The 22,091-nt window shown below is 34.0% G+C and carries 19 protein-coding genes; 11 read left to right on the forward strand and 8 right to left on the reverse strand.

What is annotated here, in order from left to right; genetic code table 11:
- Nucleotides 1–25 precede the first annotated feature (25 nt).
- Together BW939_RS07605 and BW939_RS07610 are read right to left on the reverse strand one after the other, a co-directional pair.
- The gene (locus BW939_RS07605) at nucleotides 26–727 is read right to left on the reverse strand and encodes a hypothetical protein (RefSeq protein ID WP_076451441.1); all 702 of its coding nucleotides are present in this window, start codon (nucleotides 725–727) and stop codon (nucleotides 26–28) included.
- A gap of 54 nt (nucleotides 728–781) precedes the next feature.
- Nucleotides 782–1,843, reverse strand: coding sequence for a TerB family tellurite resistance protein (locus tag BW939_RS07610; protein ID WP_076451442.1), 1,062 nt, complete (start codon nucleotides 1,841–1,843; stop codon nucleotides 782–784).
- 379 nt (nucleotides 1,844–2,222) lie between these two features.
- On the opposite strand from BW939_RS07610, the gene BW939_RS07615 reads away from it, so the two are divergent.
- Nucleotides 2,223–3,425, forward strand: coding sequence for a hypothetical protein (locus BW939_RS07615; protein ID WP_076451443.1), 1,203 nt, complete (start codon nucleotides 2,223–2,225; stop codon nucleotides 3,423–3,425).
- A gap of 163 nt (nucleotides 3,426–3,588) precedes the next feature.
- The gene (locus BW939_RS07620; RefSeq protein WP_076451444.1) at nucleotides 3,589–4,866 is read left to right on the forward strand and encodes an alkaline phosphatase family protein; all 1,278 of its coding nucleotides are present in this window, start codon (nucleotides 3,589–3,591) and stop codon (nucleotides 4,864–4,866) included.
- Nucleotides 4,867–5,140: 274 nt separating this feature from the next.
- Here BW939_RS07620 and BW939_RS07625 read toward each other — a convergent pair whose 3' ends face one another.
- Nucleotides 5,141–7,522 (reverse strand): M1 family metallopeptidase, encoded by a 2,382-nt coding sequence (locus BW939_RS07625; protein ID WP_076451445.1) that lies wholly within the window; start codon nucleotides 7,520–7,522, stop codon nucleotides 5,141–5,143.
- A 61-nt stretch (nucleotides 7,523–7,583) separates the two neighbouring features.
- Nucleotides 7,584–8,162, reverse strand: coding sequence for a HupE/UreJ family protein (locus BW939_RS07630; protein WP_076451446.1), 579 nt, complete (start codon nucleotides 8,160–8,162; stop codon nucleotides 7,584–7,586).
- 120 nt (nucleotides 8,163–8,282) lie between these two features.
- On the opposite strand from BW939_RS07630, the gene BW939_RS07635 reads away from it, so the two are divergent.
- Nucleotides 8,283–8,789 carry a DUF6702 family protein gene (locus tag BW939_RS07635; protein WP_076451666.1) on the forward strand — a complete coding sequence of 169 codons (507 nt, stop codon included), beginning with the start codon at nucleotides 8,283–8,285 and terminating at the stop codon, nucleotides 8,787–8,789.
- Between the two features lie 59 nt (nucleotides 8,790–8,848).
- Here the strand turns inward: BW939_RS07635 and BW939_RS07640 are convergent, their stop codons facing one another.
- From BW939_RS07640 to truA, 3 genes are all read right to left on the reverse strand, one after another.
- A complete protein-coding gene (locus BW939_RS07640) occupies nucleotides 8,849–9,061 on the reverse strand; it encodes a hypothetical protein (protein WP_076451447.1) in 213 nt (70 codons plus the stop codon).
- 256 nt (nucleotides 9,062–9,317) lie between these two features.
- Nucleotides 9,318–11,075 (reverse strand): ABC transporter ATP-binding protein, encoded by a 1,758-nt coding sequence (locus tag BW939_RS07645; RefSeq protein WP_076451448.1) that lies wholly within the window; start codon nucleotides 11,073–11,075, stop codon nucleotides 9,318–9,320.
- Between the two features lie 140 nt (nucleotides 11,076–11,215).
- A complete protein-coding gene (gene truA, locus BW939_RS07650) occupies nucleotides 11,216–11,947 on the reverse strand; it encodes a tRNA pseudouridine(38-40) synthase TruA (RefSeq protein ID WP_076451449.1) in 732 nt (243 codons plus the stop codon).
- 397 nt (nucleotides 11,948–12,344) lie between these two features.
- Between truA and lpxK the strand changes: the two genes are divergently transcribed.
- The 5 genes from lpxK to BW939_RS07680 all read left to right on the forward strand — a co-directional run bounded on the left by lpxK (nucleotide 12,345) and on the right by BW939_RS07680 (nucleotide 18,401).
- The gene (gene lpxK, locus BW939_RS07655) at nucleotides 12,345–13,370 is read left to right on the forward strand and encodes a tetraacyldisaccharide 4'-kinase (RefSeq protein ID WP_076451450.1); all 1,026 of its coding nucleotides are present in this window, start codon (nucleotides 12,345–12,347) and stop codon (nucleotides 13,368–13,370) included.
- Nucleotides 13,371–13,505: 135 nt separating this feature from the next.
- Nucleotides 13,506–14,021 (forward strand): TlpA family protein disulfide reductase, encoded by a 516-nt coding sequence (locus BW939_RS07660; protein ID WP_076451451.1) that lies wholly within the window; start codon nucleotides 13,506–13,508, stop codon nucleotides 14,019–14,021.
- A 337-nt stretch (nucleotides 14,022–14,358) separates the two neighbouring features.
- Nucleotides 14,359–15,447, forward strand: a complete 1,089-nt coding sequence (gene dinB, locus BW939_RS07670) for a DNA polymerase IV (RefSeq protein WP_076451453.1) — start codon at nucleotides 14,359–14,361, stop codon at nucleotides 15,445–15,447.
- Between the two features lie 57 nt (nucleotides 15,448–15,504).
- Complete coding sequence (locus BW939_RS07675; protein WP_228417158.1) at nucleotides 15,505–16,974, forward strand: alpha-amylase; 1,470 nt, start codon at nucleotides 15,505–15,507, stop codon at nucleotides 16,972–16,974.
- A 371-nt stretch (nucleotides 16,975–17,345) separates the two neighbouring features.
- Nucleotides 17,346–18,401, forward strand: coding sequence for an NAD(P)-dependent alcohol dehydrogenase (locus BW939_RS07680; RefSeq protein WP_076451455.1), 1,056 nt, complete (start codon nucleotides 17,346–17,348; stop codon nucleotides 18,399–18,401).
- 205 nt (nucleotides 18,402–18,606) lie between these two features.
- Here the strand turns inward: BW939_RS07680 and BW939_RS07685 are convergent, their stop codons facing one another.
- On the reverse strand, nucleotides 18,607–19,161 hold the full coding sequence (locus tag BW939_RS07685) for a hypothetical protein (RefSeq protein ID WP_076451456.1): 555 nt from the start codon (nucleotides 19,159–19,161) through the stop codon (nucleotides 18,607–18,609).
- 211 nt (nucleotides 19,162–19,372) lie between these two features.
- Between BW939_RS07685 and BW939_RS07690 the strand changes: the two genes are divergently transcribed.
- The 3 genes from BW939_RS07690 (at nucleotide 19,373) to groL (ending at nucleotide 21,756) form a co-directional block, all read left to right on the forward strand.
- Nucleotides 19,373–19,651 carry a co-chaperone GroES gene (locus tag BW939_RS07690; RefSeq protein ID WP_047444781.1) on the forward strand — a complete coding sequence of 93 codons (279 nt, stop codon included), beginning with the start codon at nucleotides 19,373–19,375 and terminating at the stop codon, nucleotides 19,649–19,651.
- A gap of 35 nt (nucleotides 19,652–19,686) precedes the next feature.
- The gene (locus BW939_RS07695; protein ID WP_076451457.1) at nucleotides 19,687–20,040 is read left to right on the forward strand and encodes a four helix bundle protein; all 354 of its coding nucleotides are present in this window, start codon (nucleotides 19,687–19,689) and stop codon (nucleotides 20,038–20,040) included.
- A 90-nt stretch (nucleotides 20,041–20,130) separates the two neighbouring features.
- Nucleotides 20,131–21,756, forward strand: coding sequence for a chaperonin GroEL (gene groL, locus BW939_RS07700; RefSeq protein WP_076451458.1), 1,626 nt, complete (start codon nucleotides 20,131–20,133; stop codon nucleotides 21,754–21,756).
- The last annotated feature ends 335 nt before the right edge of the window (nucleotides 21,757–22,091 follow it).

Here is a 22,091-nt window from a genome sequence, read left to right on the forward strand (position 1 = left end):
AGCCACTGAGAAGTGGCTTTTTTGGTTATACTTTTGTTAGAAGAAAATCAATCAATTTCGGATGTCTTTTCTGTAAAAAAGGATTCCAACTTTGAGGAGAAAAAAAAGACGAACAGTGCTGAATAAAACTCACATTAATCATTTGCTCATCAATGGTTACAGAGCCTTCCAAAGGCGTCATATTCCCAATCTTCGGAGCGTAGGAATGATCAAACTCTGTCACTTTGTTATCGGTTTTCAAATTCCCAAATCCTTCGGAAGCTTTTAGTCCAAGAAAAATACAGTCGGTAGGTTTCAATACTTTTACAAGTTCAGCAAAAACCGCCCATCCGTTTTTAAAATCAGCATTGTTGGGCTGTTCTCTTTTCTCGCCATCGAAACTGCTGTAATCCATCGATCTCTGTACAAAATTGTAAAACGAAACATGCTTCCAGACCTCAGATTTATTGGGCTGTTTTTCAAAAAGTGCCTGCCAGAAATTATCTAACAAATGATACTTGTATAGTTTCTGAATCTGCGTTTCTTCAATCAACTTTCGGGTAAAATCCGGATTTTTATGTCTCAACAAATCTTCCTCATATTCTCCTCTTGTTTTGCCCATTGCGTAGTGAGATTCGCCTACAATAAGCAATCTTCTTTCTGCATAATTAAATTCAGAACCTACCCACGGGAGGCGGGAGAGGTTGGGGATTGTGGTGAGGAGGTGGTCTTTTTGGGTGGAGAGCATAAAATATAGTAATCTTTTGAATTCATATTAATTTTAATTTCAAAAATTGTATTTCTATTCTGTTGGATTGATTGTTGCCATCAATTCCTCGAGTTCTTCAACTGAAAATCCTATCTGAATACCAACATTCTTTATGAACATCTTTTCCAAAATATGAAATTCGTTATCAATTTTTGCAAGTTTAATTAGATTGGTTATCAATTCTAAAGAGTCATTTATATTATTCTTAAAATTTGAGTAATCTACATCTAAGTTTTCTTTAGAATGAAGCCTATTAATCAAATCTAACTTTAATTCCTCAGATAAAATTGATTGATTTAATTCCTTCTCAAAAACGTTTAATTCTTCAGCAGCAATTTTTCCATCAACTTTTATAAGATTGACATAAGAATTAAATTTTAATAGATTTAAATCAGGCGTCTCTGTAAATTCAGCATCTTCGTAGATTTTATAAGTTGTTGAGTTATGTTGTGAATCATTGTTTTCAATAAAAGTTTTTCTTGCTAAGTTTCCTATAGTATTGGTTCCAATCGCATTAACTGTTCCTCCAATTATTCCTCCCGCAACAGGTATGAATTTTATGAGATTAACAGCACCTTTTTCACCAAATTTTGTAACTAACCTAAATCCAACCATGCGATTAATTTTTGTTAGTGTTTTACCAGAAACTGATTTTAGAGAGCTCATTGCGAGTTTACTGCCGATTGCAATTCCCCCATCTTTAAGAATGTCTTTAACAGATTCACCCACTAAACACAAATATATTAATGATTTTACTTTATCTTCTTTAATATCATAACCACCAATATGTGCAATTGCTGCAATCATTCGCATATGAACATATATGCCAGTAGAAATATCAGCAGGAATTGCAACTGGTAAAGTTATCAGTCCGCCTAGCCCTGTCAAAAATCCGGACGTCGTTGTTTTGCTTATTTGCCAACGAATAAGTGAGTTCACATTCTGCAATGTAGTCCCTTCGCCTTTAGTGTAACTTGAAGCAAATACCTCTATCGAATCGGAAACACCTGGTATCCCGTTTAGTGATTTTTCATAAGCCCAATCAAGAACTTGTAACATTTTAGTCGATTTTTCATTTTCAATTGTTGTATCCATTTAATAGGTTTTAATTTTATTATTATTCCACAAATCTACACTCTCACCCAGCCAAACCACGTCCGTGTAAAAAAGCATTTTAGTTTTATTGCTAAACTAAAAATTTGTTTTCAGAGTTTTTTACGGGATGTCGTAATTTGATGTTTATTTTTAAAATTAGAATGTAATTCTCCATTTTTCTTTTCAAGCGCTTACCTCATATTTCAGCAAACTTAAAACCTCAAACAGTCAAAAGATGACCTTTTGCTGTTTGAGATTAATTTTTTTCCATCATTTGTTTTTCGGGTCACAATTTATGTTAATTTTTTGTCGATTTTTTGTACAATTTTGTACAAGAATACTGTGGTTATAACTATATTTGGATTCCATTTTTAAAACTATGAACCGGGAAATAAGTGTTGTGAACCAATTGCGGAAGAACATCGAAAAACAATTTGGGAAAGATATACAAACAGCTACAGATTGTGATAATCTGGTAAGTCTCATCACCCGGGATTGTAAAACAAACATCAGTTCTCAAACACTTCGTCGGTTTTTTGGCTTGATAAAAACTACCACAAGATCCAGTCATTTTACTTTAGATTTGCTTAGTCAATTTTGTGGATATGGCAATTTTAAAGAGTTTAGAAATGCCTGCAACAATCAGGAACTCGAACTGTTTTTTGGAAACTCAGACAATACAAATCATAATTATTGGGACAGAAGTGAGCAGTTGTGCCAGCAGATTATCAAGTCGCCAGACCTTTTGGTAAGCACACATCACCGTTTGATGTCTTTTCCGATGGCCAGAAAATATTTTATGGAAAATCATCCGCTTCGTGATTTGTTAGGTTCGGTTTACGTACAATATTTTTCTGCTTATCTAAAATACAACACCAGCAACGAAGCTAAAATCTTTGCCTACGGTTTCCTTTTTCAAAGTAGTTTTCTTCTTCAAAATACAGAGTCGATGGATTTGTATTACAACAAAGTGAAAGAAACCGAACTTACGGAGAATGTCCACGTAATTCCTGCAGGGTTGAAATTCGGCGTGCAGCTTCTTTATGCCGATTTTACCGGCAACGAAAATCTTTTTAAAAGGTATTTCGCCGAAATGAAAAAAGCAAGGCTTCGTTATCGGACAGCGTCAGAGAAATCGGTTTGCAGTTTTGAATCTACGGTTCTGGAATCCCTTATTTTTACCAATCGTTCCCAAGAGATGAAATTTTTGATCGAAAATAATACCTTTCAAGTAAATAATGATGAAGATTACATTCCTTCAAAAAGAAAAGAAACACACGATGAGGTTTGGAAAATTCTTTGTGCTGTAGCTTATCAAAAAATGAGAGACAAGAAGAATACAGAGCGTTTTTTGAACCAAATTAATCTAAAGAATTTGGGAACAGGTTGGAAAAAATATTACTCATTGCTGTACTATTCTGTCTATTTTCATTCGGCTCAGCAAGACCAAAAAATAGAATGTTTTTCCAAATTAAAAATCTTGATTGGTGAAACTTATTTCTGCTATTATCAAAATTATTTAATTGAGTTTTCAAAAGAATTGGAGCCTTTCGTAGTAGGAGATATCAACTTGCAGGCGTAAAATTTTTCTTAACACACACACATAATCCAGCTTCGTTTTATTACTAAGCGGTTTTTTTGTTTACAGTCTGAAAAAAAGCACAGCAGATTAGGATTATTATTAAATTAATCCGTCATTCTTTCAGTTACAAGTTGCAGTGTTTATCTTTGCCAAAATCTTACTAATGAAGAAAACTTTTGCAATTTTCCTCCTCACGTTATCTATCATCATTACTGGCCAACAGGTAATTTCGGATACAGCGCAAGTTGTTATTCCCAACCGGTTCAATAATGCAGATGCGAAGACGAAGCCTTACGTTATTATGATTTCTACTGATGGTTTCAGGTATGATTATGCTAAAAAATACAATGCTCAGAATCTTTTGAAATTTTCAAACGAGGGCGTTCAGGCAAAAGCAATGATTCCGAGTTATCCTAGTATTACTTTCCCCAATCACTGGAGTTTGATTACCGGATTATATCCTTCTCATCACGGTTTAATTGATAACTATTTCTACGATTATGGAAGGAAAGAAAAGTATGCGATGAGCAAAAAGGAGAATGCCGAAGATGGAAGCTGGTATGGTGGAATTCCTCTTTGGGCATTGGCAGAAAAACAGGGAATGGTATCGGCTTCTATGCAGTGGGTTGGCTCTGCAAGTGATGCTGGAGGGTTGAGACCAACTTATTATTACCATTACCACGAAAAATTCAAACCAACGGAGAAAGTAGATAAAGTTATCAATTGGCTGAAGCTTCCAGAAAGTCAAAGGCCACATTTTATCGCAATGTATTTTCCTGAAGTAGATGCAGCAGGGCATCATTTTGGTCCTGAAGCTAGGGAAACGGAAACCGCAGTTCAGTTGGTAGATGCTGCGATTGGAAGTTTGGTTCAGAAAGTTAATGATTTAGGTTTAGAAAATGTCAATTTTATCTTCGTTTCAGACCACGGAATGATCCAGGTTGATGGTGGAAATCCTCTAGAAATCCCAATGATGCTTTTTGATAAGAAAAGATTTGATTTTTATAATTCCCAAACTTTATTAAGGGTTTATGTGAAAAATCCGGAAGAGGTAAAAAAGGTCTATAAAAATTTAAAAATTAATAAAACGGATGATTACGAAGTTTATTTGGATAAAAAATTACCTAGATATCTACACTTTTCTAGCAGAGATGATAGATACAACAGGATAGGACAGATTCTTTTGATACCGAAAGCTCCAAAAGTATTTTTAGAAAAAAATCAGAAAACTTCTGTAGGAAAACACGGTTATGATCCGATGTTGGTTCCTGAAATGAAAGCCACATTTTTTGCTTGGGGCCCTGAATTTAAAAATAATTTCGTCATTGATGAATTCTCTAATGTGAATGTTTATCCGTTGGTTGCCAAGTTGCTAGGTTTAAAAACAGAAAACAAGATAGATGGAAAACTAAAAGTTTTAAAAGAAACCTTGAAACAATAATTAAAATCTTAATGGAACAAGGTAAAATCTTATATGTTTGTTTGTCTGCTTTGTATAATTATACTGATGTTTTACTACAAAGCCCACAGATATTTTACTACAAATGCTTGTTTTGCAATGTCTTAAAAATCGAAAAGCTGTTAACAATACTTAATCAGCATTTATATTTTCTATTATGATAGATAGTAAAGAATTCTATTAAAAAGAAGTTGATGTAAAACAATTTTGGCGGACTCCCAGAGTCCGCCAAAATTGTGATCAATATTGAAAAATATTAATTTTTCTTCTCCGCAGCTTGCATAGGATTTACTTTTCCGTTTGAAGCCCCTCTTGTATTGCCTTGCTGATTTTGCTTAAACAATTGGATTTTAGAAGGTGCTACAGTAGATTTCTCACTACTCCAGAAATTATTATCCGTATCAATATCTGCCGTTTCTCTTAAAGGATCCAGCTGAATAGATTTTAATTTTTTGTCAAAATAATATGTTTTAGATACTTTTTGTTCGTTTTGTCTCCAAATTTGAGCGGAAGCTTTATCTTTTAACGTTGAACCATCTTCAAAAGTAAATTCTAAAATTATAGGCATTACCAAGCCTCCTTTATTTACAAAATCTATTTGGTAGGCAGTGATGTTTTTCAATCTTTCTTTATCAGACTTGTCTAATTTTGATGTGGGTTCAGATTTAGAAGAATATTCTTTATCAATATTTACTTTTTCTAGACCGCGATCGTATCTATAATAGAAATCTTGAAGATTTTTGTCTTTTTCTACTTCAAAAGTTATAGATTTATCATCCCTATTTCTCATTTTTGAGATGTCATCATATTTATTTTGAATTGGGGCATCTACTTTATATTTTGTTTCTGAGGCTTCTCTTGGAGCTGTTTCAAAATCAGGAGTTGCAATAGTTACTTTTTCGATAGCGATGTCTACGGGATCAGTTCCATAAAACCATCCTCTCCAAAACCAATCCAAATCTTCTCCTGATGCATCTTCAATTGTTCTGAAGAAGTCAGCCGGTTCAGGATGTTTAAAAGCCCATCTTTTGGCATAAGTTTTAAAAGCTTTGTCAAAAAGTTCTCTTCCAATAATAGTTTCACGAAGAATATTAAGTCCTGTGGCAGGTTTAGCATAAGCATTTGGCCCAAATTGAATGATATTTTCAGAATTACTCATAATAGGCTCCAGCTGGTCTTTAGGAAGTTTCATATAGTCTACTATCGTCCAAGCCGGCCCTCTTCTAGAAGGGAATTTATTATCCCATTTTTCTTCTGTAAGATATTCGGTAAATGTATTTAAACCTTCATCCATCCAGCTCCATTGTCTTTCATCTGAGTTGATTATCATTGGGAAAAAATTGTGGCCCACTTCGTGAATAATTACACCAATCATTCCGTTTTTAATAGCTTCAGAATAAGTTCCGTCTTTTTCTGTTCTGCCATAATTGAAGCATATCATTGGATATTCCATGCCGTTGGAGGCTTCAATAGATTGTGCAACAGGGTAAGGATAAGGAATTGTATATTCTGAATACGTTTTTATGGTATGAGCAACAGCTTTAGTAGAGAATTTTCTGTACAATCCGTAAGCTTCTTTTGGGTAAAAGCTCATTGCCATTACTTTTTTGTTGTTTTCAGGAATAGTAACTCTCATCCCGTCCCAGACAAATTTTCTTGATGAGGTCCAAGCAAAATCTCTTACGTCTTTGGCTTCAAAAACCCATGTTTTTCTTTCTTTTGAGTGATTTTTTTCTGCTTTTTTAGCTTCATCTAAAGTTGCAATTTCTATTGGCTCAGAAGCATTTTCAGCTTTTTGATATCTTGAATATTGAGCAGCAGTAAGAACTTCGCTGTAATTTTTACATTCTCCGGTTCCACCAATCAAATGATCAGCAGGAACGTTCATTTTCACTTTGAAATCTCCGAAAACCAGTGCAAATTCTCCACGGCCAGTAAACTGATGATTCTGCCATCCCTTGAAATCACTGTACACACACATTCTAGGGTACCATTGTGTAATGGTGTAAAGATCATTTCCGTCTTCGGTGAAGTTTTCATAACCACCTCTTCCACCCATTTGCATACGGTTTGGGATATTGTAATTCCAATCAATTTTAAAGACAAATTTTTCTCCCTTCTTAAGTATTTTTGGCAGATCAATACGCATCATGGTTTTGTTGACTGTATATTTCAAAGGATTTCCAGAAGCGTCTGTTACTTTATCTAAATTTACACCATAACCGTTATCTTTTATAGGAAGCTCTGTAGTTTTCAACTGTTGATCGGTTGATGCTTTTGGCAAAGTAGAAGAAAAAGGATAATCTGCTTTTTTTACGGTAGATTGTTGATTTTCATCTAATTGTAACCATATATAGTCTAGGTCATCTGGGGAATTGTTATGATATGTAATGGTTTCGGAACCTTTTAGATTTCGTTTTTCTTCATCCAAATATGCGGTGATGTCGTAATCTGCTCTATTTTGCCAATATCCGTGTCCTGGAGCTCCGGAGGCAGCTCTGTAAATGTTGGGAGTAGGTAAAATTCCGCCCAGTTGCTCAAACTTATTTCCATGATTACTTCCTGGATTATGCTGAATGTTTTGAGCATTTGCAACCGAACAAATAAATAGTGTAAATGCAGTTATTGTGAATTTCATTATGAATAGTTTAAGAATCTGTAAATATAATGATAAGTAATTGTAAAATAATTAAAATAAATTAGAAAGGAAGTCTTTCGATAGTCATTTTTAAAGAAAGTGCAAAAACGCCTGATGAAACAAAGAGAATCCAGTCTTTTTTGTTGACTTTAAATAAGTTTAAAAGGATAAATAAAATAATAAGAATTGCAAAAACAATCACAATTTGCCCAAGCTCCAAGCCAATGTTGAAGCCTAAAAGTGGTAGTGCGATACTTTGGCTTTTCGCAATCATTACGCGTGCGGTATTGGCAAATCCCATCCCGTGAATGAGCCCGAAAAATAGAGCTAAATAAAAATTGATTTTACTTTTAGACTGATTTTTATTTTTACTTATAATATTCCCCAAAGCTGTCAAAACAATAGTTAAAGGAATAAGAAATTCTACCCAATCAGAGGGCAATCTTATAATGTCTAAAGTGTTGATTGCTAGTGTTATTGAGTGTCCTATAGTAAAGTAGGTAACTAAAACGAAAATTTTTTTCCAGTCTGTGTAAGAATAGATGGCAATTAAAGCCAATATAAATAATTGATGATCTAGTGCATCTAGAGAAATGATGTGTTCCCAGCCTAAATTGAGGTAGAATAAAAAATCCTGCATTTTGGTTTACTTTTTTAAAAAAGCGATTATACGGAAATTATTTTAACTTTGTGTAAATTTCACGGATTTAGCTTGTGCAAATGAAAGTTGGCATCTGTTATAATGATTAACATTACCTCAATGAAGAAATTATATTATATACAAATCTTTTTATTCCTCGTTTTTTTAACAGCTTCATTTTCAGAAAAACACCCTTATCATGTAGGTTCTGTAGAAATAAATTATGCCAAGAATTCTAATAATTTTGAGATTACAGGAAGATTTTTTATGGATGATTTGGAGAATGCTTTAAGCAAAAAGTATGGTAAATCTTTTCATTTCAATGATTCTAAATTTAAAATGCAATTGAACGAAGCATTAAAAAGTTATAGTGCAGAATATTTTAAGTTGAAATGTGACGGAAAATTTCTAAAAATTAATTTTGTTGGCTACGAAGAAGACCATGAATCTGTAAATGTCTATTTGGAAAGTGAGTTTGTTGAAAAACCTAAAAAAGTGGAAGTAGCAGTGAGTTTTTTATATAATTATTTTGATGACCAAATCAACATTGTGCATTTAATTAATAATGGAAATAGGAAAAGTGAAAAATTAAGCTATCCTAATCGCTATATGTTTGGGGTTTTTTAATTTTTTTGAAATAAAACAATAAATCTCGGCACGGCTTAAATAACCGTGCCGAGATTGTTTTAAGGATAAACCTCTTTAAATTTCTCTATAATATGATCAATATTGTGACGCTGCACATACACTGATTTCACTTCTTCATATCTTGGAGATTTGTAAAATACCTCATGAAAATCCATGCTGCCATTTCCTACTTTCACTATTTTTTCTACGTTAATGTTTAATTTTTTCAATTCTTCTTTGAAGTACTCAAATTCATCTTGTATGTTTTTCATTTTATAAAATTGGAATTTATTAATAATGCTTTTTTATTATTAAACACCCTAATAAAAAAGGTGTTTATTGTCAAATTAATAAATAAAGTTACTAATTATTTTAAACAAAATGCGTGAATTTGATAAAATTTTAATAAAAAGTTTGAAGTGAAAGGGGTTTTAATGAAAAAATGTGAATTTAAAATTAAAGTAAGAAGCAATGGAGGTTTTTCAAGAAACAAAAAAATCCCAAATTATTAATTTGGGATTTAAATTTTTAAGAGTTTTTAAGTTCATCGGCTTCTATATCATTTCTCAGCTGCGCTTTATACAAAGTAGAGTAGTAGCCATTTTGATTTAAAAGCTGGATATGTTTTCCTTCCTCAACTATTTTACCATTCTCCATCACAATAATTTTATCAGCCTTTTCTATGGTAGAAAGTCGGTGAGCGATAATAATTGATGTTCTGTTTTTGGTGATTTTTTCGGTAGCTTTTTGTATTAATTTTTCACTTTCATGGTCAATAGAAGAGGTTGCTTCATCCAAAATAAGAATTTTCGGATTTGATAAGTATGCTCTTAAGAAAGACAACAATTGTCTTTGCCCCAAAGAGATAGACGAGCCTCTTTCGCTTACCACGTATTGATAACCACCAGGTAAGCTTTCTATGAAATCATCAACTTCAATTTCTTTTGCACCGGCTTTTATTTTTTCTAGAGTTACGCTTTCATCTCCAAATGCAAGATTCTCGAAAATACTTCCGTGGAACAAGAAAACATCCTGCAAAACTACACCAATGTGACTTCTCAGATTATACAGTTCGTAATCTTTCAATTCTACATCGTCTATATAAATTTCGCCGGAATTGATATCATACAACCTTGTAATCAAACTGATAATCGTAGATTTACCTGCTCCGGTGGCACCAACGATAGCAACCGTTTCTCCGGGATTTACTTTAAAATCAATCCCTTTTAAAACTTCCTGCTTTTCATCGTAAGCAAAACGCACATCTTTAAATTCTATTTTCCCGTCGAAATGGTCTTTAGAAACCTTACCATCGTTTGGCATGGCATAATCTTCATCCATAATTCCTAACACCCTTTCTGCACCCACAATTCCGCGCTGAATGTTGTTGAATCTATCTGCAATCTGTCTCAAAGGACGAATCAACATTGATATAAACTGAATAAATGCAATCACAACCCCAGCACTGATGGTAATATAACCACCATAAAAAAGCACGAAACCAATAAAAAGTGAAGAAATTAATTCCACTACAGGGAAAAATAGAGAGAATATGAAAACTGTTTTCAGCAAGGCATTTTTTAAAGTAATATTGATGTCATTAAATTTTTCAAATTCAGCTTTTTGTCTGTTGAAAACTTGTATAATGGGCATACCAGCCAATCTTTCTTGCACAAAAGAGTTTTGATTGGATGTCCAAGTTCTTTCATCACCAAAAGCTTTCTTCAGCTTTTTCTGGAAAAATCTTGTAATAACTACCATCAAAGGTAAAATTGCCAATGAAATATAGCTGAGATGTACATCCACCTGAAACATCATGAAGAGCACGAAAATAATTCTTAAAACATCTCCAAAAACCATTAGAAAGCCGTCTGTGTAAACCGTTGCGATGGTTTCTACATCGCCAACTGCTCGCGTTACCAATTGTCCTATTGGAGTTTTATCAAAAAATGCCGTTCTAAAGTAAATCAGTTTGTTGTACAATCGCTCACGAATATCTCTGATGACATTCTGCGAAATATAATTTGAAAAATATACCAGAAAGAAATTTAATAATGTTTCCGCAAAAACCAGCCCTACCAACCCATAAATATGCTTCATCATTAAGGCTTTATCTTTCAGTTTGGTAATATCGTTATCTACAATCTGCATTGTAAGATAGGGTCTGTAAGTGGAAACAATAGACAGAAAGATAGAAATAAGCAGGGTGAAAATAAACCAAGAACGAAACTTCATACCGATGAAGAAAAGCCTTTTTACAATTGCCCAGGTATCTTGTTTTTTCATTTATAGAATTGACGTAAAGAATTAATTTGAAAAATTCTTTGCAAAAATACGGCTTTAAAATTTTACACAATGATATGTGAGTAGAAAAAACCTATTAAAACTATTGTTCAAAACAACTTTAAGAAATGTAAACAATTCCATTAAAATTTATACCCAACATCCACCAAATACAGTGCGTGCGCTGGTGCAGAAATTCCTGCGGAGTTTCTATTTTTGTTTTCTATTACTTTTCTCACATCTTCTGGCTGTATCTTCCCCGAACCCACTTCAATCATCGTTCCTACAATCGCTCTTACCATATTTCTGAGGAAACGGTTGGCTGAAACAGTGAATTTCAGTTCTGTTCCTTTCTGTTCCCATTCTGCTTTATATATTTTGCAGAGATTGGTTTTGTTGTCGGTATGGAGTTTCGCAAAACTTGTGAAATCTTCATATTCAAAAAGAATCTTGCAAGCTTCATTCATTTTATCAACATCAATATTTCTTCTCCAAAGTTGCCACGCAGAATCCTGAGTAAAAGGGTTTTTCTCTAATGAGATATAGTATTCATAGGTTCTGAAAGTAGCATCAAATCTTGCATGAAAATCATCATTAACCTTAAAAATTCTTTCAATTGAAATATCTGCGGGCAGAAAACTATTGAGTTTATAAGAAAGCTGCTGGTCTATAACTTGGTTAGTATCAAAATGGGCAAACATTTTTTTTGCATGAACTCCCGTATCGGTTCTACCAGCTCCAACAGTTTTAATTGATTCTCTCAAAATTGTAGAAAGCGCTTTTTCCAGTTCTTCTTGTACAGAAATGTCTTTAGGCTGAATTTGATAGCCAAAATAATTTTTTCCGTTGTAAGAAAATTCTATAAAATATCTCAAAGTAATTTTAAATTTAATTTTTATATGATTGCCCGCTATCCGTAATAATTAACAACCCTTTGTATTCTTTGCTAAGTTTACGGTTTTACCGACAACTTTTTACAATTGCAACGGAATCGGTGAATTTTCATTTGCGGGCTTTAAAACGGTTGGTAGTAAAAATAAAACTTTGTAAACTTTCCGTTAAAATCAGCATGATGATTAATAACAGACCATCACAAATTTTCAAAAAAAAATTCAATCAAGAATGGTTTACTATAAATAATTCGAATTTACCTTCCAGCTAAAACATTCTTGCAAAAATACTCTAATTTGATGATAAAAAAATACAGATTATTTTGAAAACGGAACAAAAATATCCGTCAAAAGGTTTTAAAATTCTTATTTTTGCCAATGTATGAAAAGATGGTATCTCTATCCTTTTTCTCTGGGTTATCGTACAGTAACCGGTCTTCGGAACACATGCTACGATCTAGGGATTTTTAAATCTACGAAATTTCAAACTCCGGTCATCAACGTCGGTAATCTTTCTGTGGGAGGAAGCGGAAAATCACCAATGGTAATGTATCTTGCGAAAAGCCTTTCTAAACAATATAGAACTGGTGTTTTATCAAGAGGTTACGGAAGAATGAGCAAGGGGTATGCAGTTACCAACTACGAGAGCAACTATAAAACCGTAGGTGATGAGGCAATGCAACTTTTCGAAAGATTTAAAAACAGATTCGTTATTGCGGTTTCAGAAAAACGTGTTCTTGGAGCGCAAAAAGTGATTGAAGACATGGATCTCGATGTTTTAATTCTGGATGACGCGCTTCAGCATAGAGCGATAAAAGCAGGATTAAATATTCTGATGACCGATTTTAATGACCCTTATTTTAAAGACTATCTGCTTCCTGCAGGCGATTTGAGAGAATCGCGTGCCGGATCTAGGCGTGCAGACATAATTATGGTAAGCAAATGTCCTGATGAATTGACGGATGAAACCAAGCAATATTATATTTCAAGAATTCGGCCAGAACGAGGCCAGAAAGTATTTTTCTCCTCAATCGGATATGATGAAAACGTCTACGGAAGAGAAAAAATACTTCCAGATAACAATCTGAATTATTATGATATTCTTTTGATAACGGGAATTGCTAATCCGAAACCTTTACTAAATCATTTGGCTAAATTTTCTCAGCGCGTAAAGCATCTTAAATTCAGAGATCATCACAACTTCACAGATGGAGACATTAAAAATATTGTCGCTGAATACAAAAAATTGGGCGAATACAAATTGATTTTAACAACTGAAAAAGATTTCGTTCGCCTCAAAACCTTTGATTATCTGCGTGATTTGGTGTATTATTGGCCTATAAATGTTGTGATAGATAAAAAAGAAGAGTTCAATCAGGAGATTATGAATTTTGTGAATAAAAGATAGTAAACTAATCCACAACAGCTGTTGCGGAATATATTGTATTGAAAATAGAATTTCTCAATGTCTCTAATTTTGTTAAATGATACAATTTCATCATTAAAATTATTTTTCAATGTTTAGATTTGTAAAAAAAATAAAATGAAGCAGTTACTGACTTTTATAATGATGAGCGTTTTCACTTTAGGATGTTCTCAAAAAACACCAAACGTTTCTAAAACGGAATTCTCAAAAGAAGCTTTAGATCAAAAGTTGGAAGATGAAAACGGAAAAAGTCTCACTATTAATGAAATTTTGAAAAAGCATCAAGGAAAAGTTTTGGTAATCGATTTTTGGGCGGGATGGTGTAGAGATTGTCTGAAAGCAATGCCAAAAGCAAAAGAACTTGAGCAAAACAATCCGGATATAGACTTTGTTTTCCTGTCATTGGAACAATCTAAAGAAGGATTTGATAAAAGTCTGGAAAAGCATAATATGAAAGATAAAGAAAACTACTGGTTTTCTACAGGTTGGAAAAATGATTTTAACAATTACATAGAGCTGAATTGGATACCGAGATACATGGTCATCAATCAAAAATCTTCAATTGCAAAATATTACGCCATTTCTCCAGAAGATCCAGAAATTCAGAAAACGATTGATCTACTTTTGAAATAAGCTTGTTGATAAGTATTTTAGGTTTAAGAAGAATTAGCATATATAAAATCATCTCTATCTAGAGGTGATTTTTTTGTTTTTGGAAACGAAAATTTTTCAAAATTTAAAATATCAGAATTTAAATTGAGCATATTTTTTTAAAACTAAACATCTCGGTTAAGGGAATCGAGGTATTTTTTTTGGCGCCTTTATCCGCCCTCCGTTCCCAATCTTTTTTTGGTGGCTTCGGCAAGCTCAGCCACCAAAAAAAGGATTTCCACTCAGGTCGGGGCGTAAGCAATTCACCGTTAGAAAAAAGACAATCAAATTTTAAATAATTGTCAGTAATTTTGTAGAAATGAGTTTTCTTTCCCGCAAAATTATTCATGTCGATATGGATGCATTCTATGCTTCCGTGGAGCAGCATGACAATCCTGCGCTTCGCGGAAAACCCGTTGCCGTGGGTGGTGGCCATCGTGGTGTAGTTTCCGCAGCAAGTTATGAAGCCAGAAAATATGGCGTGCGCTCTGCAATGCCAAGTAAAACAGCAAAAGAAAAATGTCCGCATCTTATTTTTGTTCCACCAAGATTTGCACGATATAAAGAAATTTCAAAAAAGATCCGTGAGATTTTCTACGAATATACAGATCTCGTAGAGCCACTTTCTTTGGATGAAGCTTATTTAGATGTTACCGAAAACAAAAAACAAATAGAATCTGCCAATCAAATTGCCAGAGAAATCCGCCAGAAAATATATGAACAGACTGGTTTAACGGCTTCCGCAGGAATTTCTATTAATAAATTTTTAGCCAAAGTAGCTTCAGATATCAATAAACCAAACGGGCAAAAAACAATCCATCCCGATAAAGTAGAAAAATTCTTAGAAGAGTTACCTGTCGAGAAATTTTATGGAGTAGGGAAAGTTACCGCCAACAAAATGTTTAGTCTTGCTATTTATAAAGGAAAAGACTTAAAAAATAAACAGCTGGAAGAACTAACCAGACTTTTCGGAAAATCCGGAAAATATTATTACGACGTAGTCCGTGGTATTCATCATTCACATGTAAAACCTCACAGGATACAAAAAAGTGTAGCCGTAGAACAAACTTTCTTCGAAGATCTTTTTGATCAGCAACAAATTGATGAAAAATTGAAGAATCTCAGTGAAGAACTTTATAACAGATTGCAGAAAAACAATATCCTAGGAAGATCTTTAACCTTGAAAATCAAATACAAAGATTTTTCATTATTCACACGTAGTTTTACTAAAGAAGAATATTTTACCTCTCCAGAACAGTTTTTTAAAATTTCAAAAAAACTTTGGGAACTTCGCCCCTTCAACAAAGCGGTACGATTATTGGGTTTATCGTTATCGCAACTCAATACGGAAGGAAAAAAACAGATTTCTGTTCAACTAAAAATTCCGTTTGAGGAGTTTGAAAATTAAAAGTTTAGTTTTCAACGCAATACAATCACCCAATATTTATAAAATATGAACCAAACGATGATTCAATTTTTCCACTGGTATACAGAAGGAGAAGGAAAGCTATGGAAACACGCCGAAGAGCAGGCAGACTATTTATCTCAACTCGGAATCACATCAGTTTGGTTTCCTCCGGCTTATAAAAGTACGAATGGTGGAAATTCTGTTGGATATGATGCTTACGATCTTTTTGATCTAGGAGAATTTGATCAGAAAAATTCTGTTCCTACCAAGTACGGAACTAAAGAGGATTATACAAAAGCAATTAAGGCTTTAAAAGAAAAAAACATTCAGGTTATCGTAGATATTGTTTTAGGACACAAAGCTGGAGGTGATGAATTAGAAAAATTTAAAGTTGTAAAAGTTGACGAAAATAATCGCGATAAAATCATTTCCTCAGAAATTGAAATCGAGTCATACACCAAATTTACATTTCCTGGACGTGGAAAAAAATACTCAGATTTTGAATGGAATTTTACTTGCTTCAGCGGTGTAGATTATGCAGAAGGAAAAGAATCCCACATTTATAAAATTAAATCTGAATACGGAGACGATTGGGAAAAAATGATTGATGATGAAAAAGGGAATTACGATTATTTGATGTACAATGATGTAGAACACCGTAATCCTCACGTTCGGGAAGAACTTAATAATTGGGCCAATTGGTATTTTCAGCAAACCAACTTTGATGGTGTAAGGCTAGATGCTTTAAAACACATTTCTTTCGAATTTTATAAAGAATGGTTGACGATGCTTCGTTCTAATTCAGAAAAAAATATTTTTGCTGTAGGAGAATACTGGGCACCAGGACAGCTCAGTTTATTGCAAAAATATATAGAGGCTACAGAAGGTTGTATGAGTCTTTTTGACAGTTCGCTCCAAAACAATTTCCATACTGCATCTCAAGAAGGAGATTCTTATGATATGAGAAATATTTTCACAGAAACTTTGACCGATGCAGATCCAATGCACTCTGTAAGTTTGGTAGATAACCACGATACCCAACCACTTCAGGATTTGGAAGCTCCTGTTGAAGAATGGTTTAAACCTATTGCTTATGCTTTGATTTTGTTAAGAGAAAAAGGTTATCCTTGTGTTTTCTATCCAGATTTGTACGGTGCAAGCTATAAAGATAATGGCAACGATGGCAATGAATATGAAATTACACTCAATAAAGTGGATGGAATTGAAGAACTCCTTAAAGCCAGAAAAAATAATGCCTACGGACTTCAGAGGGATTATTTTGAAGATGCCAATTGTTTAGGCTGGACGCGTGAAGGAGATGATGAGCATCATGGTTGTGCCGTAGTTTTGAGCAACAAAGATCAATACGAAAAACCTATGGAAATGGGGGAGAGGTATATAGGTAAAACATTTTTTGATGTTTTAGGAAGATTCGAAGATAAAGTTATTATTGATGAAAATGGTTGGGGAAATTTCAAAGTTCCGGCTGGGAACGTAAGTGTTTGGCTTGTTGAAAGTGAAAAATAGTATTGTTTAGATAAATTGAGGTCGCTATATATTTAAGCTGATTTTTGTGCCAATTTTTGGTTCAAGGAGTTCTGGATGATTGTAATTTGTGTTCAGAATCTGTTTACAAATGATTCAATAATTAAATTTGCAATTCATTTTTCTTTTTCATCTTTAAAGAACGGAAAAATACGTTGAAAATCTCAACAAAATCCTGCGCTTTAGGGTTGAGGAAAATAATTTCTATACAATTTAAAACGTTCACGATATGAAATCCTAAGTTCCAAAAAAACTAATTCTAATAAATAAATCTATAAAAAAGGTTAGTGGTTTTCAGAAAAAGGTCGGAAATTTGATACAACAAGATTTAAGTTTAAAAATTATTAAAAAATATGAGCACATATTCTGTAAAAGCATTTGGAGCAGAATCCAAAGAAGCTGATCTTAAAGAAATGAATATCGAAAGAAGAGAAATTACCACCAATGATGTAGAAATTGAAATTCTTTATTGTGGAGTTTGTCATTCAGATTTACATACAGCAAGAAATGATTGGGGCGGAACAAAATATCCATCTGTACCAGGTCATGAAATTGTAGGGAAAATTACAAAAATAGGATCTAATGTTTCTAAATTTCAGGTAGGTGATCTTGCTGGGGTAGGTTGTATTGTAGATTCTTGCGGAGAATGTAACAGTTGTAAGCAAGATCTTGAACAATATTGTGAAAATGGCTTTACTGGTACTTATAACGCAAAAGACAAGCATTTAGGGGGACATACTTTTGGAGGATATTCTCAAAAAGTGGTTGTAGATGCAGATCACGTACTGAAAGTTCCTGCAAATCTTGATTTGGCTGCTGTTGCACCTCTTCTTTGTGCCGGTATTACAACTTGGTCTCCATTAAAGCATTGGAAGGTTGGTAAAGGTTCTAAAGTAGCAGTTGTTGGCTTAGGAGGCTTGGGGCACATGGCAATAAAGCTTGCAAAAGGCTTGGGCGCTGAGGTGACTTTATTTTCAAGAACTCCCGGAAAAACCGATGATGCCAAAAGTCTTGGTGCAGATTACGTAGTTATTTCTACAGACGAAGATCAGATGGCTTCCGTAAAAAGTAAATTTGATTTAATTATCGATACCGTTCCTTACGATCATGATGTAAATCCCTATGTAACAACTTTGAACATTAATGGTACTCATGTTTTGGTAGGATTTATAGGTAAGATGGACGAAGCACTCTTCACTCCTCCAATGATTATGGGTAGAAGAGCGGTTGCAGGATCTGTAATTGGTGGAATTGCAGAAACTCAGGAAATGCTTGATTTCTGTGGTGAACACAATATCGTTTCTGAAATTGAAATGATCAAAATGCAAGACATCAACGATGCTTACGAAAGAATGCTTAAAAGCGATGTAAGATATCGTTTTGTGATTGATATGCAGTCTTTGTCATAAAAAGATTCTAATAATTAAAAAAAACTTGGCCAACACTTAATTGCGCCAAGTTTTTTTGTATCAATTAGAAAGATTTTAAATGGGCGAGCTCATCTAAATGATATTGTAAGCCTGTATTATTTTGGAAATTAAATATTTTCAACTTTAATTTAGCTAAAAACAAAAAAAGCCGTTTCGATTGGTTTGAAACGGCTTTTTTTACTTTCTATAAAATTGAAAAAGTAGCAATAATTGTACTTTTTTCATCAAGTGCGTTAGGATTCGTCACTGTGATGCCATACTCTCCAGGAGGTTTATCTTTTAAACTTATTAAATAAGAGTTTTGTCCGTATTTTTTCCCGCTGAAGTTAAGGTAATGCAATTTATTGGTTTTTGTAGTACCAAAAGTATTCACAGATGCCAACTCTGCTCTTCTGAATTTTTTACTAGAATCGAATTCAAAAATTTTGATGATAGCCATAGGGTCAGTGTTGTTATCCACTGCACGTACAATAAACTGAATATCATCACCAGATTTTAATTTAGTGGTAGAACAGCAACCTTCAATCTGCAGTTTAGATTTCATGCTTCCAAAACCAGTTATTATCATCCCTGCATTCATGGCGGAACGAGTTTGTGTCATGTGTTTTTCTAAAAGTACAGTGCTTTGGTCGGGCTTTAATAACATACACTCACCAATGAATTCTGGCTCAACTGTAGTTTGTGAATAAACACTCATGCCCAAGAAGCTCATTGCGGCAAATAATAAAATCTTTCTCATCTAATTAGTTTTTCAAAATATTTACACAAAAATATAATTTTATTCTAAACATAAAACTCTTTTACTTAAATTATTTTCATTTATTACTTCATTGTTTTTTTTCTGCCAAAATTTCACATCTTAAAAAAAAATCTGCCAAAAGTCTAGTTTCGGTTGCTTGGCATAGATTTAGAGATTTACGATACAGAAATAATTAAAAAATAAAAATATTATGTCAGTAAACTTTAAACCACTAGCAGACAGAGTGCTTATCGAGCCTATCGCTGCAGAAACTAAAACAGCTTCAGGTATTATTATCCCAGACACTGCAAAAGAAAAACCTCAAGAAGGTACAGTAGTAGCAGTAGGCCCTGGTAAAGTAGACGAGCCTACCACTGTAAAAGTAGGAGACAAAGTTCTTTATGGAAAATATTCAGGTTCTGAATTAAAATTAGACGGAAAAGATTTCTTAATTGTAAAAGAAGGAGATTTACTGGGTGTAATTGGGTAATAGCAGTAAGCTTTTAGCTATAAGCAATAAGCTTTATGAGGGATTTCAAAAAATATGATGTTTGGCAATCAAGTCATAAAATTGTTTTAGACATTTATCAAATAACTTCAACTTTTCCAAGAGAAGAATTATTTGGCTTAACATCGCAAATCAGACGTTCAGTTGTTTCAATTCCTAATAATATTGCGGAAGGTTGTGGAAGAAATTCTGATAAAGAATTTGCACAATTTTTAAATATAGCATTAGGCTCGCTTAGTGAATCAGAATATCTTTTATTCTTAGCTAAAGATTTGGAATATATTAGAATCGAAGATTTTGAAAGAATCAATGAAGAATTGAATACTGTTAAAAGAAGACTATACCAATTAAGATTAAAACTTATCAAATAATTTTCAGGCATTAAGCCTACACATAATAAAAATTTAACCGCTTTAGGAAAAGCATATCGCTTAAAGCCTAAAGCCAAAAGCTTAAAAACAATGGCAAAAGAAATAAAATTCGATATCGAGTCTAGAGACGCTCTAAAAAGAGGAGTTGATGCATTGGCTAATGCAGTAAAAGTAACTTTAGGACCAAAAGGTAGAAACGTAGTAATCGAAAAATCTTTCGGTGCACCTCACGTTACTAAAGACGGTGTTTCTGTAGCAAAAGAAATCGAACTTGAAGACAGAGTAGAAAACATGGGAGCACAAATGGTAAAAGAAGTGGCTTCCAAAACCAATGATATTGCAGGAGACGGTACAACTACCGCTACTGTTCTAGCACAGGCTATCGTAAGAGAAGGTCTTAAAAACGTAGCTGCAGGTGCAAACCCAATGGATCTTAAAAGAGGTATCGACAAAGCTGTAACTGCTGTTGTTGCCAACCTTAAAGAGCAGTCTAAAGAAGTTGGAGATTCTACAGAAATGGTAAAGCAGGTTGCTTCTGTTTCTGCAAACAACGACGAAACAATCGGATCTTTAATCGCTGAAGCTTTCGGAAAAGTAGGGAAAGAAGGTGTAATCACAGTAGAAGAAGCGAAAGGTATCGATACTACAGTAGACGTTGTAGAAGGTATGCAGTTTGACAGAGGTTACCAGTCTCCTTATTTCGTGACGAATCCTGAGAAAATGTTGACTGAATTGGAGAACCCATACATTCTTTTAGTTGAGAAAAAAATCTCTTCAATGAAAGAATTGCTTCCTGTTCTTGAGCCAATCGCACAAAGCGGAAAGTCTTTATTAATCATCTCAGAAGAAGTTGAAGGTGAAGCTTTGGCAACTTTAGTAGTAAACAAATTAAGAGGTTCTCTTAAAATTGCTGCAGTAAAAGCTCCAGGATTCGGTGACAGAAGAAAAGCAATGTTGGAAGATATCGCAATCTTAACTGGCGGACAGGTTATTTCTGAAGAGCAAGGTTTTACAATGGAAAATATCTCTCTAGATATGTTGGGAACTGCTGAAAAAGTATCTATCGATAAAGACAATACAACTGTAGTAAACGGTGGTGGTGAAGAAGCTAAAATCAAAGGTAGAGTAAGCCAGATCAAAGCTCAGATGGAAACTACTACTTCAGACTACGACAGAGAAAAACTACAGGAAAGATTGGCTAAGTTAGCCGGTGGTGTTGCCGTATTGTACGTAGGTGCAGCTTCTGAAGTTGAAATGAAAGAGAAAAAAGACAGAGTAGATGATGCATTAAACGCTACGAGAGCAGCTGTTGAAGAAGGTATCGTTGCAGGTGGTGGTGTTGCTTTGGTAAGAGCAATTGATGCTTTGCAAAACCTTACAGGAATAAATGCTGATGAAACTACAGGTATTAAAATCGTAAAAAGAGCGATCGAAGAGCCATTGAGACAAATCGTTGCTAACGCAGGAGGTGAAGGTTCTGTAATCGTTGCTAAAGTTGCTGAAGGCAGCGGAGACTTCGGATACAATGCTAAAACTGACGAGTATGTAAACATGCTTGAAGCAGGAATCATCGACCCTACGAAAGTAACAAGAGTTGCCCTTGAAAACGCAGCTTCAGTTTCTGGAATGCTTCTTACAACTGAGTGTGTCATCACTGAAATTAAGAGCGCAGAACCTGCTATGCCAATGGGAGGTGGAATGCCAGGAATGATGTAGTCATCAACGAAGCTTTAAATATATTAAAACCGTTCAGATTTCTTCTGAGCGGTTTTTAGTATTATGGTTTTCCATTAGGAAATAGTATATTTATATTTTGTATCTAATAATCCCCCGCTGGTGCGAGCGTCTCGCTCGTACCTACTAGACGGTCACAAGCGAGACGCTTGCGCCAGCGAAATGCATTTTAATACTAATCCACCGCTGCCGCACGAATCCCTTCGTGTGGCTTTTGTATAAAAAAACAACCTTTAATTCACTTTCTTGAACTAATAGATTTAAAATCCGATCTCGCAGATTTCCAATCCATCACTTTTCTCTATATTTAAACATAT

This window comes from Chryseobacterium piscicola (assembly GCF_900156685.1).
Lineage (GTDB): Bacteria > Bacteroidota > Bacteroidia > Flavobacteriales > Weeksellaceae > Chryseobacterium > Chryseobacterium piscicola.

What these genes read in the sequence shown, in the direction of transcription:
- BW939_RS07605 (WP_076451441.1), bottom strand. Translation starts at nt 727, where the DNA reads ATGCTCTCCACCCAAAAAGACCACCTCCTCACCACAATCCCCAACCTC.
- BW939_RS07610 (WP_076451442.1), bottom strand. Translation starts at nt 1,843, where the DNA reads ATGGATACAACAATTGAAAATGAAAAATCGACTAAAATGTTACAAGTT.
- BW939_RS07615 (WP_076451443.1), top strand. Translation starts at nt 2,223, where the DNA reads ATGAACCGGGAAATAAGTGTTGTGAACCAATTGCGGAAGAACATCGAA.
- BW939_RS07620 (WP_076451444.1), top strand. Translation starts at nt 3,589, where the DNA reads ATGAAGAAAACTTTTGCAATTTTCCTCCTCACGTTATCTATCATCATT.
- BW939_RS07625 (WP_076451445.1), bottom strand. Translation starts at nt 7,522, where the DNA reads ATGAAATTCACAATAACTGCATTTACACTATTTATTTGTTCGGTTGCA.
- BW939_RS07630 (WP_076451446.1), bottom strand. Translation starts at nt 8,162, where the DNA reads ATGCAGGATTTTTTATTCTACCTCAATTTAGGCTGGGAACACATCATT.
- BW939_RS07635 (WP_076451666.1), top strand. Translation starts at nt 8,283, where the DNA reads ATGAAGAAATTATATTATATACAAATCTTTTTATTCCTCGTTTTTTTA.
- BW939_RS07640 (WP_076451447.1), bottom strand. Translation starts at nt 9,061, where the DNA reads ATGAAAAACATACAAGATGAATTTGAGTACTTCAAAGAAGAATTGAAA.
- BW939_RS07645 (WP_076451448.1), bottom strand. Translation starts at nt 11,075, where the DNA reads ATGAAAAAACAAGATACCTGGGCAATTGTAAAAAGGCTTTTCTTCATC.
- lpxK (WP_076451450.1), top strand. Translation starts at nt 12,345, where the DNA reads ATGAAAAGATGGTATCTCTATCCTTTTTCTCTGGGTTATCGTACAGTA.
- BW939_RS07660 (WP_076451451.1), top strand. Translation starts at nt 13,506, where the DNA reads ATGAAGCAGTTACTGACTTTTATAATGATGAGCGTTTTCACTTTAGGA.
- dinB (WP_076451453.1), top strand. Translation starts at nt 14,359, where the DNA reads ATGAGTTTTCTTTCCCGCAAAATTATTCATGTCGATATGGATGCATTC.
- BW939_RS07675 (WP_228417158.1), top strand. Translation starts at nt 15,505, where the DNA reads ATGATTCAATTTTTCCACTGGTATACAGAAGGAGAAGGAAAGCTATGG.
- BW939_RS07680 (WP_076451455.1), top strand. Translation starts at nt 17,346, where the DNA reads ATGAGCACATATTCTGTAAAAGCATTTGGAGCAGAATCCAAAGAAGCT.
- BW939_RS07685 (WP_076451456.1), bottom strand. Translation starts at nt 19,161, where the DNA reads ATGAGAAAGATTTTATTATTTGCCGCAATGAGCTTCTTGGGCATGAGT.
- BW939_RS07690 (WP_047444781.1), top strand. Translation starts at nt 19,373, where the DNA reads ATGTCAGTAAACTTTAAACCACTAGCAGACAGAGTGCTTATCGAGCCT.
- BW939_RS07695 (WP_076451457.1), top strand. Translation starts at nt 19,687, where the DNA reads ATGAGGGATTTCAAAAAATATGATGTTTGGCAATCAAGTCATAAAATT.
- groL (WP_076451458.1), top strand. Translation starts at nt 20,131, where the DNA reads ATGGCAAAAGAAATAAAATTCGATATCGAGTCTAGAGACGCTCTAAAA.